12 protein-coding genes are annotated in these 15,959 nt (G+C 64.8%); 9 read left to right on the top strand and 3 right to left on the bottom strand.

Annotation, left to right across the window (positions count from 1 at the left end):
- The first annotated feature begins 194 nt into the window (after window positions 1-194).
- The 8 genes from JQ616_RS37380 to JQ616_RS37345 all read left to right on the top strand — a co-directional run bounded on the left by JQ616_RS37380 (window position 195) and on the right by JQ616_RS37345 (window position 10,568).
- Window positions 195-1,748: a glucosamine inositolphosphorylceramide transferase family protein gene (locus JQ616_RS37380; protein WP_212023186.1), complete on the top strand. Its 1,554-nt coding sequence runs from the start codon at window positions 195-197 to the stop codon at window positions 1,746-1,748.
- Window positions 1,749-1,943: 195 nt separating this feature from the next.
- Window positions 1,944-3,251 (top strand): NAD(P)-binding domain-containing protein, encoded by a 1,308-nt coding sequence (locus JQ616_RS37375; RefSeq protein ID WP_349630100.1) that lies wholly within the window; start codon window positions 1,944-1,946, stop codon window positions 3,249-3,251.
- The gene (locus tag JQ616_RS37370) at window positions 3,248-4,039 is read left to right on the top strand and encodes a glycosyltransferase family 2 protein (protein WP_249137824.1); all 792 of its coding nucleotides are present in this window, start codon (window positions 3,248-3,250) and stop codon (window positions 4,037-4,039) included. The genes JQ616_RS37375 and JQ616_RS37370 overlap by 4 nt, the downstream gene beginning before the upstream one ends.
- 58 nt (window positions 4,040-4,097) lie before the next feature.
- Complete coding sequence (locus JQ616_RS37365) at window positions 4,098-5,240, top strand: glycosyltransferase family 4 protein (protein ID WP_249137822.1); 1,143 nt, start codon at window positions 4,098-4,100, stop codon at window positions 5,238-5,240.
- Window positions 5,237-7,207 (top strand): hypothetical protein, encoded by a 1,971-nt coding sequence (locus JQ616_RS37360; protein ID WP_212023183.1) that lies wholly within the window; start codon window positions 5,237-5,239, stop codon window positions 7,205-7,207. Before JQ616_RS37365 ends, JQ616_RS37360 begins: the two co-directional genes overlap by 4 nt.
- Window positions 7,194-7,952, top strand: a complete 759-nt coding sequence (locus tag JQ616_RS37355) for a hypothetical protein (protein ID WP_212023182.1) — start codon at window positions 7,194-7,196, stop codon at window positions 7,950-7,952. The genes JQ616_RS37360 and JQ616_RS37355 overlap by 14 nt, the downstream gene beginning before the upstream one ends.
- Window positions 7,953-7,965: 13 nt before the next feature.
- The gene (locus JQ616_RS37350; protein WP_212023181.1) at window positions 7,966-9,243 is read left to right on the top strand and encodes a glycosyltransferase family 4 protein; all 1,278 of its coding nucleotides are present in this window, start codon (window positions 7,966-7,968) and stop codon (window positions 9,241-9,243) included.
- Complete coding sequence (locus JQ616_RS37345) at window positions 9,234-10,568, top strand: hypothetical protein (RefSeq protein ID WP_212023180.1); 1,335 nt, start codon at window positions 9,234-9,236, stop codon at window positions 10,566-10,568. The genes JQ616_RS37350 and JQ616_RS37345 overlap by 10 nt, the downstream gene beginning before the upstream one ends.
- Window positions 10,569-10,583: 15 nt before the next feature.
- On the opposite strand, the gene JQ616_RS37340 is transcribed toward JQ616_RS37345, so the two are convergent.
- The 3 genes from JQ616_RS37340 to JQ616_RS37330 form a co-directional block, all read right to left on the bottom strand.
- On the bottom strand, window positions 10,584-11,828 hold the full coding sequence (locus tag JQ616_RS37340) for a hypothetical protein (protein WP_212023179.1): 1,245 nt from the start codon (window positions 11,826-11,828) through the stop codon (window positions 10,584-10,586).
- A 20-nt stretch (window positions 11,829-11,848) separates the two neighbouring features.
- Complete coding sequence (locus JQ616_RS37335) at window positions 11,849-13,141, bottom strand: GNAT family N-acetyltransferase (protein ID WP_249137820.1); 1,293 nt, start codon at window positions 13,139-13,141, stop codon at window positions 11,849-11,851.
- A gap of 130 nt (window positions 13,142-13,271) precedes the next feature.
- Complete coding sequence (locus JQ616_RS37330) at window positions 13,272-14,918, bottom strand: polysaccharide biosynthesis/export family protein (RefSeq protein ID WP_212023178.1); 1,647 nt, start codon at window positions 14,916-14,918, stop codon at window positions 13,272-13,274.
- Between the two features lie 462 nt (window positions 14,919-15,380).
- Between JQ616_RS37330 and JQ616_RS37325 the strand changes: the two genes are divergently transcribed.
- Window positions 15,381-15,896 carry a MarR family winged helix-turn-helix transcriptional regulator gene (locus JQ616_RS37325; protein WP_212023177.1) on the top strand — a complete coding sequence of 172 codons (516 nt, stop codon included), beginning with the start codon at window positions 15,381-15,383 and terminating at the stop codon, window positions 15,894-15,896.
- Window positions 15,897-15,959: the final 63 nt, after the last annotated feature.

Raw genomic sequence — 15,959 nt, 5'->3', positions numbered from 1 at the left:
GCCGGCCGGCTGAGCGCAACCTCACCGAGGGATTACCTCGTCTGGCATCACGCATCCGGATGCGGTTTTAGGCATAGTTTTGCGGCCGGTCGCGTGAGCGCGGCCTCATGCCGCAGACACACAAGGTGCAGTTTTCCGCATCGGCGGCTCCCGAGGTCGCGCAGGCGAAGGACTGAACCGGGCTCGGGGTGTCAATGCGCATTTGCCTGCATCTTGATCCGTCACGGCTATTGCGCTGGCACCTCTGGCTGGCGGACGCGCTTGCCGACAATCCGGCCAACGAGGTCTCGTGCAGCTTCGGATCGGATCGCCATCCGCTGCCGCCGACATGCCGTCTGCTGCTCGAGCTGGAGCGGCTCGTCTACCGCGTTCGCGGCGATGGCGCGACGGACTCCGTGGCGGCGGCGCTGCGCGCTCTGGCGCGGCCGACGACCACGCCAGACATCGTGATCAATCTCAGCGGCGAGGCGCTTGCCGCTCCCGGACAGCGGGTGCTGACCCCGCGCTTCAACGGCGTCCCCGGCGAAATTGGGACGCTGGCAGCGCTGGCGAATGACGAAGACCTGCTCGTCGAACTGCACGACACCGCGCGCCCCTGGGGCCCCTGGACGGCACGCCCCGCCAGCGCAGACCGCGCCGTGCTCGCCATGACCCTTGATGGCAGCCTCTCATGCGCCGTCCTGCTGATCCTCAAGGCCTTGCGCGAGGAGCCCGCGGCGGCATCCATTGCGCCGCGCACGCGGATGAACGGGCCCCCAGGCCCCTGTTCTTCGACCCTCGTGTGGGCCAGCGCAAGGGTGGCATCGAAAGCCGTCAGCTTGCTGAATATCATCGCGAGGGGCGGCAAGATGTGGGGCGTCGGCTGGCGCCGCGACGAAGCGGCAAGCCTGCTCGACCGGGGCACGGCCGTCTTCAACATGCTCGCCGCGGATGCCGACAGTTACCTTGCCGACCCGTTTCCCTTCAGCCACCGGGGGCAGGATTTCATCTTCGTCGAACAATACTCCTACAGGAAAAAGCGAGGATGCGTCGCGGTCGTGACCGTGAACCGCGACGGAACGGCGAGTGAGCCGCGGATCGTGCTGGAAGAGCCGCATCATCTCTCCTACCCGTTCGTGTTCGAGCGGGACGGACAAATTTGGATGATCCCGGAATCCGGCGCGGCGAGGAATGTCAGCCTGTACCGCGCGGTCGAATTCCCCACCCGGTGGGCCCGGGAAGCGTGCCTGATCGACCGGGTCGAGGCCTACGACTGTACGCCGCTGTTTCGCGAAGGCCGTTGCTGGTTTTTCGTCAGCCCCAGGCGGTGGGGATCCACGTCATGGGACGTCCTCGATATCTACCGCGCGGAGAGCCTGACCGGCCCCTGGGTCCCTCATGCCGCAAATCCGGTCCTGATCGACGCCTCGCTCAGCCGTCCGGCAGGCGCCTTCATCGAGCACCACGGTCAAGTTCTGCGCCCGGTCCAGGATTGCTCGCGCGGTTATGGCGATGCGGTCACGCTGTGCCGGCTCGACGCGCTCAGCCTGTCGGAATTTGCTCAGACCCCGGTCGGCGTCATTCGCGCGGCGAGCTTCGGCTGCCACACCTACAATCGCGGATCCGGCCTCGAGGTGATCGACGCGTTCGGTCGCGTCAGGCGGCTGCGACAGGTCACGGCCAGCTACGAGCCGCTTCCATCCGAGATTTCGGCCCGCCCGGACCGACACCCCGCCTGGTCGTGCTCGATGCCGGCAGGCGTCGCCTGAGCAAGCCAGCAACGATCGAAATCGTCGCTGGCGACGTCGGTATTGCAGAACCATTTCCGTTGAGACGCAAGAGGATAACTACAAAGAGCTAACCATCTATCGCGCTTCCACTGCGCAGCTGCATCAGCGATCCTCGTCAGCTCAGGATCGCCGGAAGAGGGTCGCCAGGAGAGAGTTTCGCGTTTCAATCTCCCGATGTCTTTTTCATCTCATCTACCTTTTTTATTTCGTGCGGGAGGTGCGCATATGGGCCGATCGAGCACATCCGTGGATGTGGCCGTCATAGGAGCCGGCCCCTACGGCTTGTCGCTGGCTGCACATTTGCGTGCACGCGGAGTGGAGCACCGGATATTCGGTGAGTCCATGGGCCCCTGGAAGCACAACATGCCCCGCGGCATGCTGTTGAAGTCCTACCCTTGGGCGACAAGTCTCTCCGATCCCGGATCGGAATTCACGGTGAAGTCGTTCAGCACCGAACGTGCCTTGCCTTATCATGACACGTTGACGCCGCTGACGCTGGAACGGTTCATCGACTACGCCGAAGCCTTCCGGATGCGATACGTGCCCACCGTTGAGAACAAGAAGCTCACCGCGCTGGAGGTTATCGACGGCGGCCTTCGCGCCAGCCTAGACGACGGCGAGACGGTCAACGCGCGGCGCGTCGTGGTGGCCGTCGGCACGCTGCCCTTCAAATACCTGCCGAAGGAGGTCGCAGATCTACCTGCCGAATTGTGCTCGCACAGCGGCGCCTACGGCTCCTTCGATGCACTGGACGGCAAGGAAGTGACCGTGGTCGGATCCGGATCGTCGGCGACCGATCTCGCCGCGCTGCTCCACGAACGGGGGATCCCGGTTTCACTGGTGGCGCGCGCCCAGCGAATGCGTTTTGCCAACCGTCCCCGCAATCGATCGTCCGTCGAACGCATGATGGCGCCGTTGAGCGGCATCGGCCCAGGTTGGGCTCTGACGGCTTGCGCGAACTATCCCCATCTCATCCAGCTGTTGTCCGAGGAACGGCGCATACGGCTTGCCAACGCCAAGGCGCTGGGTCCCCTGGGCGGCGCGTTCGTGAAGGACCGCGTTGTCGGCAAGGTGCCGATGTGGCTCGGTACCTCGCTGCAAGGCATCGGGATCCGCAATGGCCGCGTCCTGCTCGATCTGGCCAGCACCGACGGAGCGCGCCAATCATTGCAGACCGACCATGTGATCTTCGCGACCGGCTACAAGATCGATGTCAGCCGGTTGAATTTCCTGAACCCGACGCTGCTTCGCCAAATCCATCTGGTCGAGGGAGCGCCGCAGCTTTCACCGCAATACGAGACTTCGATACCCGGCCTGCATTTTATCGGTCCCGCCGCAGCAAACAGCTTCGGTCCGGTGTGTCGGTTCGTCTACGGGACCTATCATCCTGCACGGGCTCTTGCCCAATACTTCTCAAGCATTCTTGTAGGCTCGCGACCTGCGCGCCAGGTCCGGCCATTTGATCGCACGGTGTTGCCATGAACGCTCCCATTCCCAACAGCCTCTCCCCCGTCAGTACAGTATCGGTGCCTGACGCGATCAATCTCGCGCTCGGGCGGCCGCTGATGATGCCGCGTGTGACGTTCGTCGTCCCGACACTCAACGAGGCCAAGAATCTCCCCTGGCTTCTGCCCCGCATCCCGGCATGGGCCCACGAAGTGATCATCGTGGATGGACGTTCGACCGATGACACGGTTGCGGTCGCGCGCGGTCTGCGCGAGGACGTGAAGGTCGTGATGGAGCCGCGGCGCGGCAAAGGCGCCGCGCTGCAGGCCGGATTCCGGGCTGCCACCGGCGATATCATCGTCATGATCGATGCCGACGGCTCGATGATTCCAGAGGAGGCGATCGTCTTTGTCGGCGCGCTGATCGCCGGCGCCGATCTGGTCAAGGGCTCGCGTTTTCTCCAGGGCGCAGGAACCGACGATATGTCGTTGTTCCGCATGCTGGGCAACTGGGGGCTCACCATGTTGGTCCGGATGCTCTACGGCGGCTCGTTCTCCGACCTGTGCTACGGCTACATGGCGTTCTGGACCAAGCACGTCCCCACGCTCAACTGCGACTGCGATGGTTTCGAGATCGAGACCCTCATCAACGTGCGGGCCCTGAAGAACGAGCTGAACATTGTCGAAGTCGCGAGTTTCGAGGCACCGCGCATCAGCGGCTTGAGCAATCTGCGCGCCATTCCGGACGGCTGGCGCGTCCTCAAGACGATCCTGCGCGAAAAGGTGCGTTCTCCGGTCTCGCTCGTTGCCTATGGTTATCCATAGACGCCACGGGCGGGACGCACGTCCACGATGACGGTAGGTCAGCCGAATGCGAATCCTGATGGTTGCCGCTCGCTGCTACCCGTTCGTCGGCGGCATCGAAACCCACATCCAGGAGGTCGGCCCCCGCCTGGTGGCGCGCGGCTATTCGGTCGACGTGCTCACCACAGATCCTTCGGGAAAATTTCCGGTTGAGGAGGACGTCCGCGGGATGCACGTGCGGCGCGTGCCGGCCTGGCCGAGAGAACTGGATCTGTATCTGGCGCCACAGGTCTACACCGCGATCCGGCGCGGCAGCTGGGATCTGATCCATTTTCAGGGCTACAACACGTTTGTGAGCCCGATCGGGCTGCTCGCCGCCGTCCGCACCAAAACCCCGTTCGTCCTGACCTTCCATAGCGGCGGGCATTCCTCGCCGCTGCGCAACGCGGTGCGCAGCACCCAGCGCGCCCTGCTCCGTCCGCTGGTGGCGAAGGCCGCAAAGCTGATCGGGGTCTCCGAATTCGAGGCCAGTTTCTTCAGCACGGCGATGCGCATTCCGCGTCAACGGTTTGTGGTGGTCCCAAACGGCGCCGCGATGCCGGCCGCCAGTCCCGGCGTCAAGGTCGATCCCAATCTGATCGTCTCGAGCGGCAGGCTGGAGCGCTACAAGGGCCATCATCGGATCATCGAGGCGTTGCCGGAGTTGAGCCGCAGGATGCCGAACGTACGTCTGCGCATCGCCGGCACGGGGCCCTATGAAGAGGAATTGCGCGGTCTCGTCGGCAGGCTTGGCCTTGACGATCGGGTCACCATTGCGGGCATCCCGGGCTCGGAGCGGCAGAAGATGGCCGACCTCCTGGCGAGCGCCGGCCTGTTCGTGCTGCTGAGCGACTACGAAGCGCATCCCGTCGCCGTGATGGAAGCGCTATCGCTGCGCCGGCCGGTCCTTGTCAGCGACACGTCCGGGCTGCGCGAGCTCGCGACCAACGGCCTGTGCCGCGCGCTTCCGCTGAACGCGAGCCCGAGCACGACCGCCGCCGCTATGGCCGAGGAGCTCGAAGCTCCGCGAGAAATCCCGGATTTGGCGTTGCCGGATTGGGACGCCTGCGCGCAAGCCCTGAGCGACGTCTATCGTGATGTCTCGGGTCACCGGTCGACGATCAGTCTTGCACATGACGGCGCACTGGGCCTGCGATCTGCGACGAGGGCACGGGGCGGATGACACGCGTTCATTCCAACGCCGATATCGCGGTCATACCGGTGCGAAGCTGGTTGCAATCCTGCCTCGCCGTCATCGGCCCTGACCTGCGCGGCAGCAGCGCCGATGCAACGCCGGAGCCCGCGAACCCCGGATGGATCGCGACGCTTTGCCTGGTCGTGGCGATGGGCCTGCTGCTGATTGTGGCCGGACATGGCGCCGGGCGACGCGGCGATGCTGTGGCGCCATTGCTGTTCTGGTCCGGCGTCGTCCTGGCGGTCGTTCCGACCAGCCTCCGCATCGCGTGGCCGAATGTGGCCCGGAGCGAGCGTCTGTTTGTTCTGATCCTGCTTGCCGAAGCCCTGCTCTATCTCAAGACCGTTTATTCGCCGACCGGCTTCGCTCACCACGACGAATTCCTGCACTGGGCTTCAGCCGAAGACCTCGCGACCGGACACCGGCTGTTCCTGTCCAATCCGCTGCTGCCGATCGCGTCGGCGTATCCCGCCCTCGAAATCGTGACGACGGCCATCGTCAAGCTCACCGGCCTGTCGATATTTGCCGCAGCGTCGATCCTGTTGGCGGTCCTGAAAGGCACGCTGATGGCGGCCCTGTTCCTGTTCTACGAACGGATCACCGGGTCGGCGCGCATCGCGGCGCTCGCCTGCCTGACATACATGGGCTGCTCGACCTTCGTGGTGTTCGAGTCGGGCTTCTCCTATGAAAGCCTCGGCTTCGTGCTGTGCATGCTGATCCTCGCGGTGGAGGCTGCCTCGAAGGATCTCGTCGGGCGAGAAAAATCCGCTGCGCTCGGCCTGATCGCATTGCTGCTGGCGAGCCTTGCGGTCACGCATCACCTCACGGCGGCCTTTGTCGCCATCTATCTCGGAATGCTCGCAGCCCTGGAGGCGTTGCGGCGAGACGTCTCGCTGCGGCTCGAGGCGCGGATTGCGATGGGCCTCACTGCGGTGCTCGCGATCACGCTCCCCCTGCTGTGGGTGATGGCCAGCGGAAGCTCCTTCACGGGTTATGTCGGCCCCGTGATCGAGACCGGCTTCAAGACATTGATGGGAAAGATCTTCGGCACCGGCATCCCGCCGTCGGAGCACCTCGGCGCACCGAGCCAACCGCTCGGCATGCGCTTGACCACCCTGCTTGCCATCCTGTTGCTGTCCCTCGGGCTGGCAACGGGCTTCTTCCGATCGCTGGCCATGACGGCGCCGCCTTATCTGCATGCCGGCTGGCTGCCAATTCACGGCATTCTGAAACGGCGTTGGCGTGACAGCCGCGTGGTGCTGCTCACCGTGCTGGCCTGCGGGTTTCCGATCTCGATCGCATTCCGCTTGACCGTCAACGGATGGCAGATCGGCAACCGGATGGGAACGTTCGTCTTCATCGGTGTCGGGCTGGTCGTCGCGGTCGGCATCATCCATTTCTGGCAGGGCCGCGCATCACGCGGGTGGCGCCTGATCGGCCCGTGCGCGGCACTCGCGGTCATCGTGTTGGGCGGCGTCACGGCGGCCTCGCTCGAGCCGATCCGCGGTCCCTACAAGGTGGCGTCGGACTCGCAATCGATCGAGCACATGGGCATCGAAACGGCGCGCTGGACCAAGGAATGGCTCGGGCCCGGCAACCGCTTCACCGGCGATCGGGTCAATCGTCTGCTGCTCGCAGGCTACGGCCGGCAGGACGTGAGAACCAAGATCAGCGAGGGCATCTTTGCCGCCCGCGCCTTCAGGCATGACAAGCTCGGATCCGACGAGCTCTACGCCCTCGCCAGGAGCGACCTCGATTACCTGGTGGTGGATCTCCGCCTGACGACCGCGCCGCCGGTCCTCGGCTTCTACTTCGAGCCGTGGGAATCGGAGCAAGGAACCCGGCTTACGGCTGCCGAGCTGCTGAAGTTCAATGACGTCAAGGGTGTCACGCGCACCTACGACAATGGCTATCTCATCATCTACAATGTGAGAGGACTGCATGGCGCGCCCTGACAAGCGGGACTTGCTCGGCGCCTGCATCTGGGCAGGAGCCACGTTGGCCGCGGTTGCGGTCAGTGACAGCATGCTGCTGCGTACCATCCTCGGCGTGCCGATGGTCCTCCTGATTTCCGGTCACATCGTGCTGCGCGCGATCGGCGTAAGAACCACGTCGCTGTCCGAACACCTTGCCTATTCGATCGGGGCGAGCCTCGCTGTCACCGTCGCCGGTGGCTTTGTCCTGAACGCGATCGGCTCGCTCACGTCGCTTGGCTGGGCCTTCTGGTACCTGGCGGTGGCGACAGCCGCGATGCTGCGACCGGCCGGCAACGACGCTGTCGCATCCAAACCGGCGTGGCTCGGTCCACTGCAAATCCGGCCCTGGCAAGGCGCCGCGGTCGCGTTGGCGATGCTGGTGGCGACCGGAGCTTACGCTCTGGCGATCCACGATCAGGCCGCCGAGCGGCAGTTCAAATACACCGAATTCTGGATGTTGCCGCCGGCCAGCAGCGATCCGGGCCAACTCGTCATCGGCGTGCGCAGCGCAGAAACCCAGGCTCAGCAGTACGATCTGGATATCACCCTCGACGGCAAGCCGTTCGCGGTCTTCCGCTCGCTGACGATTGCGCCTGGTGACACGTGGGTGCGGAAGATCCCCGTGCCCATCCTGACCACCAAGCAGCTAGCGGAGGCCCGGCTCTACCGGCCGGCCGACAACAAGCTCTATCGCAGGGTCTCGGCGCTGGTGCCGGGGACCTGAGTCGGAGACGGTCATGCGCATCTTGCTGCTGTCGCAATTCTATCCGCCGGTCATTGGCGGCGAAGAACGCCATGTCCGCAATCTCGGCGCGGCGCTGGCGCAGCGCGGCCACGATGTGAGCGTCGGGACATTGATGCGGCCGGGATCGCCGGAGACCGAGCTGGACGGCGCGATCCGCGTCCATCGGCTGCGCGGCACGCTGCAGCGGCTGTCGGGACTGCATGCCGATCAAGAGCGCCGGCACGCGCCGCCCTTCCCGGATCCCGAACTGATGCTCGCCCTGAAGCGGCTGATCGACCGCGAGCGGCCGGATGTCGTCCACGCCCACAACTGGATCTATGCCTCCCTGCTGCCGCTGAAGGCCCTGAGCGGCGCCCGCTTCGTGGTGACGCAGCACGATTACGGCCTGGTCTGCGCCAAGAAGAACCTGATGCATCTCGGGACCGAGCTGTGCAGCGGTCCGGCGCCGGGGAAGTGCCTGCCCTGCGCGAGCAGGCACTATGGCGCGGCGAAGGCGACTGTGACCACCTTGGGCAACTGGGCATCGAGCTTCGCTGCCCGGCGCATCGTGGACCGCTTCATCGCCGTGAGCCACGCGGTGGCTCGTCACACCGGCCTCGTCAACGGCCCCGCGCCCTACGAGGTGATCCCGAACTTCGTGCCCGACGATGTCGAAGTGCCCGGTCCGGAAGACCCCTGCCTGCGCGAGTTGCCGGAGGACGGCTTCATCCTGTTCGTCGGCGACATGATGCGTCTCAAGGGCATCGACGTCCTGCTCAGGGCCTATGCCGAATTGAAAGGAGCGCCGCCGCTGGTGCTGATCGGACGCCGCCTCGCCGATACGCCGACCGCGTTCCCGCCAAACGTCCGCACCTTCAGCGCATGGCCACACTCCGCCATCATGCATGCCTGGCGGCGATCGCTGTTCGGCGTGCTGCCGTCGACCGGACCGGAGGCGTGCGCAACCGTGATCATGGAGGCGATGGCGTGCGGCAAGACGGTGGTCGCAACCGATATCGGCGGCATGCCGGATCTGGTCGACCACGGTGAGACCGGACTTCTGGTGCCGCCCGGCGACGCGCCGGCGCTGGCCAGGGCGATGCAGGCGCTCGTCGACGACCGCGCCTTGCTGGCCCGCCTCGAGGCCACGAGCCTCGCCCGCGTGGGACGCCTCAAGGCCAGCGCGGTGGTGTCACGGATCGAGCAGGTTTACCGGGATGTGCTCCGCGCAGCACCGGCCGACGTCGCTGTCGCCGCATACCGGGATTCCGGAGAGCCGTCGTGCCGATAGGCTTCGCCCGAAGCGCCATCGCGCGGCTGCGCGGGGCTCTGCAAAAGAGCGCCGCCCTGGTCATGAACTCCGGCGCGCTGGCGACCGGAACGGTGGCGACGTCTGCGCTCGGCTTTGTCTATTGGTGGCTCGCCGCAAGGCTGTTTCCGCCTGATGTAATGGGCGTCGCCTCGGGCCTGCTGGCCGTGATGAGCCTGGTCAGCGTGCTCGGCGAAGGTGGGCTCGCGACCCTGCTCACGGGCGAGCTCGTCCGGCATCCCGGCAAGGAACCCGGGCTCACCGCGGCAGCGGCGTCCGTCGGCCTGGTGTTGACGGTCAGCCTGGCCTTGTTGTTCGTCGCCGGGCAGGCGCTGCTGATGGGATCGCATCGATCGATCGATAGTTGGTTCGCGGGCCTGACCTTCGTGATCGGCTGCGGCCTCGGCAACCTCTCGATCTTGGGCGATCAGGCGTTCGTCGGCATTCTGCGCAGCAGCCGCAGGATGATCCGCCTGGTGCTGTTCTCCATCTTCAAGTTGGTGCTGCTTGCCGCGGCGGCCGGTCTTGGCTTCACCACGCCGACCGCGCTGCTTTGGACCTGGGTGGCCGGATCGCTGGCAGCCTGGATCGGCGTTGACCTTCTGACCAGGGGAGATGCGCGCCGCCTGGTCGGGCCTCCCGACTTCAAACTGCTGCTCACGCACCGTCGCCGGGTCTTCAACCATTACGCCCTCGACTCCGCGTTGCTGACGCCAGCCCTCATCATGCCCTATCTCGTGCTGGTGCTGCTGTCGCCGACCACCAATGCCGCGTTTGTGGCGGTCTGGATGCTGGTCTCGGTCGCCTCCCTGATTCCCGCAGCGCTGGCGATGGTCCTGTTCCCCGTGGTCAGGGCAAGCCCGAAACAATCCAGGCACGACATCATGGTGTCGCTGACGGTATCGCTGCTGTTCTCGCTGGTCTGCGCCGTGTTCGTCTTCACCTATTCCCAGCAGATCCTGGCCGTCTTCAATCCGGCCTATCCCGAGATCGCCGGTTCGAGCCTGAGCCTGCTTGGCTTCAGCCTGCTCGGATCAACGCTGAAATTCCATGCCTGCACGCTGGCGCGGCTGACCGACAGGATGCTCAAGGCGGCGCCCTGGTTCGCGCTGGGCGGCGCGCTGGAGCTCGGCGCGGCCATCCTGGGCGCGAAGCTTGGTGGACTTCACGGTCTGGTCCTCGGCTGGACGCTTGCCGTCAGCATCGAGGGGATCGGAGCGGCGCTCTGGTTGACGTCGGCGACCAAGCTGGTCGCCAACGCCGACCCGGTACTTCAGGGCCCGACGTCGTCGCCGCTCCAGACCTGAGCAACACGGAGACGATCAGCCTGCGCGCTTGTTCGTGGGCGACGAAATCGCCTTGGTCTTGAGAACGCGCGTCATCGAGCGGCGCAGCGAATTACTCGCAGTTTGCGCAACCTCGAGCAGCGCTGGAGCCGGATCGTCCCAACGCCAATAGGCGTTGTGAATCCGGTGCCCCGGCGGATAGGAACAGCCGGTGCCGAGCATTCGCGCCGCGAGGAAATCCCTGAACTCATCGCGCCAGACATGGGTCGGGTCGAGCTTCAATGCCGGCCGCGATTGCTTGGCCGCGTCGCAATAGCCGACATGGCAGAGATTGACGCCGCACACGGCCGACAGCTCCACCTGCAGATCGGTTCGGCCAACGGTTGGTTCGACAAACCGAAAGCTTCCATCACGCGTATCGCGCTTGTATTCCATGCTGGCGAAGCCGCTCGTCAGTCCCACCGATCGGAAGAAGCGGATCGTGAGATCCTCGAGCTCCGCGGCAGCCTCCGGCGCAGCCCAGCAACTCGCGGTCCAGCCGGTCTGCGGCGGAAATGAGCGACCTTTGCGGCCCGTAAAGCAGACCGGAGCCCCCGGCCCGAGGTAACACAGGCAGAAGTAGATCGCATCGTTGGTGCCCTCGATCCACTCCTGAACGATCACCTCCCCGACAACGTCCAGCACGCGCGCGCAGAGCGATTGGGCCTCGGCCAGTGTTTCGACACGATAGGCCTTCTGAAAGGAGCCATCATAGGCGGGAGACCGACTATTCGGCTTCACGCATAATGGCAGCCGTAGCCCGGGCAGGACTGACAGGTCGTCGCGGCTTTTCACCAGATGGGTTGCCGGAACCGGAAAGCCGCTGCGTTGCGCCAACTGGAAAAATCGCTCCTTCGAGGTCAGGTCGACCAGCAGCTGATGCGATGGAAGCTCGAAGCTGAACCAAGGAGCAACGGCGTCGCGATACTGCGACACGGTCAGAAGCGGACGGTCGTCGGCAAAGAACAGGACGGCCCCGTGAGGCATCGCTGCCCGCAGCCGGAGCAGCTCGCTCACGAAGCCTTTTCCTTCAAAGCCTGAGACGACCGCGCGCCGTGCATATCGCGACATCGAGGCAATGTCGTATGCCGTGTCGACGACCACCATGGGATGAAGCCCGGCCCGCGCCAGGCTGCGCACGAGCGACAGGCCGTTGGCGCCGCCGCCCAGCACGACCGCTGTCGGAGCTGCATCCGACGTCACGGCCCCCTGTGGCGGATTCCGCTCCAACAATCGGGCCACGTTATCTCTCGCGAAGCCATTCATGGCTCGGGAACGGCGCGAGGCGAACCGCCATCACCATCTCCGGTCGGCAGCGCGGCTGTGGGCGCACCCGCCGGCTTTCGCAGCAGCTGTCCCAGCGCCTGCCTGGCGCGCCGAACCCGTGCCTCGATGCGGCGCTCCATGGTGTCCGCGCCGACCACGGTCCAAATCATCGCGTGCTCGGCATTGGCAAGCTGGGACTTGTGCCGGGCAAAGCCCGCCAGGAAATCGTAGCCGCGCTCGCCGCGCGACATGCTGTCCTCGATCGACAGCACATGGCTGACCAAACCGGGCTTCAGCCGGCCGTCCGGCTCATAGAGAAAGCCGCTTTGGTAATTCAGGACATGACCGTCATGCACGAAATTGTACAGCACGCCAATTGTCTGCTCGCCGGCCAGCGTTCGCGAGATACGGATGGCTCCGCGCGGCACGCCGCGGGCAATCAGGTCTTCATGAAAGGGACGGAAGCCAGAGTTGGCGAAGGATCCCTTGGATCCCCAGCGCGATTGATGAAAGCCGGCCAGCACATCGAAGGCGGCAAGCGCCTCGCTCGTTGTCTCCATGACCCGAAACGCGAGCGGGCCGCGTTCGGCATAGAGCCTGATGGCGCGGCTGACGGCCTGTCGTGTGTTGCGCCCCAATGAGGCCCGGTATGCCCCGCTCTTCTCGCCGATCTCGGTGAAGTCGACCCATCGCGCGACGTCTGCCTGTCTCACTTGGGTCAGAAGTCCGGCGCGGGTGGCCACGCGGGAAGCGGTCGCCTCGACGTCGGAATTGATTCCGGAGAGGACAAGCTCGTCAGAGACGCTCAAGCTGCGCGCAAGAGCCTCGAGACATGCTGCTTCGACGGGAGCGGTCCAAGCGCGTTCGGCAAGGATGCCGTTGTATTCGATGAACAGCCGGTCGAAGCGCGCGTCTCCTGTCTCGTGGAGCAGCCAGCGCGCGCGACCTTGAGGGCCGAAGCTCCACACCGTCCGCCGGCAAACGATCGCCAATCCGACGATTCTCCCGGACATCCGCGCGGTCAGGACATGTGGTTGCGCACCGCGCGGCAGATGGCTGAGCCACGTGCCGACCCAGAGCCAGGACAGATAGAACGAATGCGGCGCCCGCGCCTCGAGCTCCGTCCAGGCGCTCTCAAGTCCGGCAATGTCCTGCAAAGGCTCAATGCGAACGTCGATCAGCGCATCATCGCGTCTGGCTTGCTCGACGGAGGCCGCGCGATCGGGTTCTGGTTCGATGACCGAGACATCAGGACGTGCTGCCATCTGTCGATTTTCCCAAAACTCCAACGGCTATCGCGGCGATCCCCGAGCATGTTCGCACCGTGCTGCAGACGCCATGTCTAGGTCGGGGTAACTCCGTGGGATGCCTGGCGAGAAGGCCAGGCGGCACGCCCGTCGGATGATGTCCTGCCGGGCATCAATTTCGGGCGGTCGCCTGATCGGCAGCCGCTTGGCCAGTCTCCTGTCGGCTGGTGGCTCGCCCAACGGAGGGGCGATCGGCCGGTGATGCTGTTGGGGCCGGCGAATTGACTTGGGGCGAACTGACTTGGGTCGAATTGACTTGGGTCGAATTGAGTTGGCTCGCATTTGCCTGGCTCGCCGGGGCCTTCGCTTCGCCCTCGTTGACGATGATGTTCACGAGATCGCCCGGTTGCAGCACGGTCATCCCTTGCGACTCGATACCAACCGGTCCGGCCGGCGTCTGCCGCACCACCTGGTACGTGATCCGGCTTGCCTCCTTGGTGAATTGGGCACGGGTCGCGGGCAACGTGCTGAGCACGCCTTCACTCATGTTGAAGTCGCGCTGATTGTCGAGAAGTTGGCGTTCGATGGCCTCGATCTCAAGCTCCAGGTCGTTCCTGATGTCTGCCTGGATTCGAAATCCCTCGGCTTCGAGCGTGGCAAGGCGCTGCTTGGCCGTCGCGTACTGATTGAGCGCGTCGCGCCGGCGCTGCTCGGCATCGGTCAATTCGCTCTGAACCTGATTCAACACCGTTGCGCTGATGACATTGCGGTCGGCAAGCGCACGCATGCTGTTGACACGCTCCTGGCGCAGCTTGACGAGGTCGTCGAGCGAATCCATGCGGCCATACACGACGACATCCTGCTTGGCCGTTTCCAGCGCGGTCTGCAGCGCGCGCTCGCGGTTCGCGCGGGCCGTGGCGATGGTCTTGCGCCGATCGCCCTGTTCGCGGACCATGTTCGCGGCCTCGGTCGCACCCGCCATTTCGATCAGCCGAAGCGGAATCTTGGGCTCGGTGCCGTCGCGTTCGGCCTTCAGCACCGCGACGCGCGCCAACAGCTTCAGCATCGCATCGGCCGAAGCACTGCGCTTGAGGATTTCCCGCACCGCTTCGATCTTCTGCCACGGCTCCGATGTACCCCGGTCGAGCCCGCCCGCCAGCGCCATCGCGTGCAGCACGGTCATGCCGGAAGTGAATTTGTACGAGCCGGGATTCTTGACCGGCCCGAGCACATAGATCGGCGCATGCTCGACCGACAGGATGTTGACCACGCCCTTGCGGCCGAGCAGTCGATCAAAGCTGTCAGCCAAATCGGCGCGAACCTGCTGGGTTGACCGGTCGGCGACCCGAATGGTGCCAAGCAAGGGGACCGAGATCGTGCCGTCATCCTGCACGGCGTACGGGCCACTCAATTCCGGGCGCTGGACGAGACCGCGCAGGGCCGAACTCGACGAACGCCCCCATTTATCCTCCTCGACATCGACCCGCTCGTAGAAGGCAAGCGTGAGCTTGTCGCCGATGCCGCACAGATCTCCGGCCGACGCATCCCGCGCCGGGCCGGCCGGCTTGGCCTGCTCAGGGACAGGCGAAGCAGGCGCGACGCTCGGTACGGCCGCCGTGACCGCCGGAACGTTGACCGGCTCCGTCGGCGTGACGGCAGCGATCTGCGCTGCGGGCTCAGCCGGCTTGTTGCGCTGGGCACCCAGCGTCGCAAACGTCTTCTGCGCCACGGCATGCGAGAAAATCTCGACCGCTCCCCAGTTCTTGGCAGCCGCCGCGCCCGCCACAGCAAGGATGGCGACAGCAAGGACAGCCTTCATTCCCTTTCGGGACCCCTTTCCAGACCTGGGTGGCGTGGGCGGAGCGGGCTCGGACTCGTTTTGGACAACCATAGACGCGACTTTCGCGTTTGATCATGGCTGCCACGTCGCCGAACGCGACCGTGGTGCCAATTACAGCACTACGACAAGCAAAGACCGCGCTATCGTGACCCCTGGGGGATGGACGCACAATTATCCCATTGTGGGCACCCCTTTTGAGTAAAGCCGGCACCCTGGCCGAAGCGCCCGCATTTTATTTTAAGTATAAAATTCCTATCTCGGTCAGGAGACCATCAAGACGCAAGTCGGCACACCGCGAGAGGGTCGGGCCCTCGCCAGATATCGCGGATTCCCTGCATCGCAGCGCCGATCCGGCACGGCCGCACCGAGCCTTGAATTTACTTTTGGCACGAACTATCTTGCGATGAGATCAAGGCCGCCGGATGCCCGGGAGATTTGAATTTGGCACTCGCGAAGGAGTCTCCACCTGTTTCGCCCAAGGACGCCAGGAGCGGGATTGACCAGGAGGCCGAGTACCGGGCTCAGACACGGTTGTGGCTCCGGTTGCTTGCCTGCTCAACTCTGATCGAGACCGAACTGCGGCGCCGGTTCCGCGAAGAATTCGATTTCACGATGCCGCGCTTCGACGTTCTGGCCCAGCTCGACCGCGAGCCGAGCGGATTGGTGCTGGGCGAGCTGCCGAAGCGCTTGATGGTGTCGGCCGGAAACCTCACCCCCATCGTCGATCGCCTGGTCGAGGACGGTTTCATCACCCGCACGCCGTCCAACCTGGATCGGCGCGTGCAGATCGTTTGCATGACCGTCGAGGGCCGGAAGGCATTCAGGCGTATGGCCAAGAGCCATGGCTCGTGGCTGGCCGAGCTGCTGGCGGGATTCCCGGCCGACCGTCTCGACGGGTTGACCGGCGAGCTCGACGCGCTCAAGAGCGCCGTCAAGGACGCGATGCAGAAGCCGTAAGCGATCGCGTTTTCAAGCGAAGTGGGTACCGGTTCGCGTGAAGAAAACGCGTCTGAGAGGGCC

Origin of the sequence: Bradyrhizobium tropiciagri, from assembly GCF_018130545.1 — a bacterium.
Classification (GTDB): domain Bacteria; phylum Pseudomonadota; class Alphaproteobacteria; order Rhizobiales; family Xanthobacteraceae; genus Bradyrhizobium; species Bradyrhizobium tropiciagri_A.
The sequence above is the reverse complement of the archived record's forward strand: the minus strand, read 5'-3'. Positions and strand labels throughout refer to the sequence as shown.

Excerpts from the sequence above, each read along its gene's own strand:
- JQ616_RS37375 (WP_349630100.1), top strand. The coding sequence starts at position 1,944 with ATGTCTTTTTCATCTCATCTACCTTTTTTATTTCGTGCGGGAGGTGCG.
- JQ616_RS37380 (WP_212023186.1), top strand. The coding sequence starts at position 195 with ATGCGCATTTGCCTGCATCTTGATCCGTCACGGCTATTGCGCTGGCAC.
- JQ616_RS37355 (WP_212023182.1), top strand. The coding sequence starts at position 7,194 with ATGGCGCGCCCTGACAAGCGGGACTTGCTCGGCGCCTGCATCTGGGCA.
- JQ616_RS37370 (WP_249137824.1), top strand. The coding sequence starts at position 3,248 with ATGAACGCTCCCATTCCCAACAGCCTCTCCCCCGTCAGTACAGTATCG.
- JQ616_RS37350 (WP_212023181.1), top strand. The coding sequence starts at position 7,966 with ATGCGCATCTTGCTGCTGTCGCAATTCTATCCGCCGGTCATTGGCGGC.
- JQ616_RS37330 (WP_212023178.1), bottom strand. The coding sequence starts at position 14,918 with ATGAAGGCTGTCCTTGCTGTCGCCATCCTTGCTGTGGCGGGCGCGGCG.
- JQ616_RS37365 (WP_249137822.1), top strand. The coding sequence starts at position 4,098 with ATGGTTGCCGCTCGCTGCTACCCGTTCGTCGGCGGCATCGAAACCCAC.
- JQ616_RS37360 (WP_212023183.1), top strand. The coding sequence starts at position 5,237 with ATGACACGCGTTCATTCCAACGCCGATATCGCGGTCATACCGGTGCGA.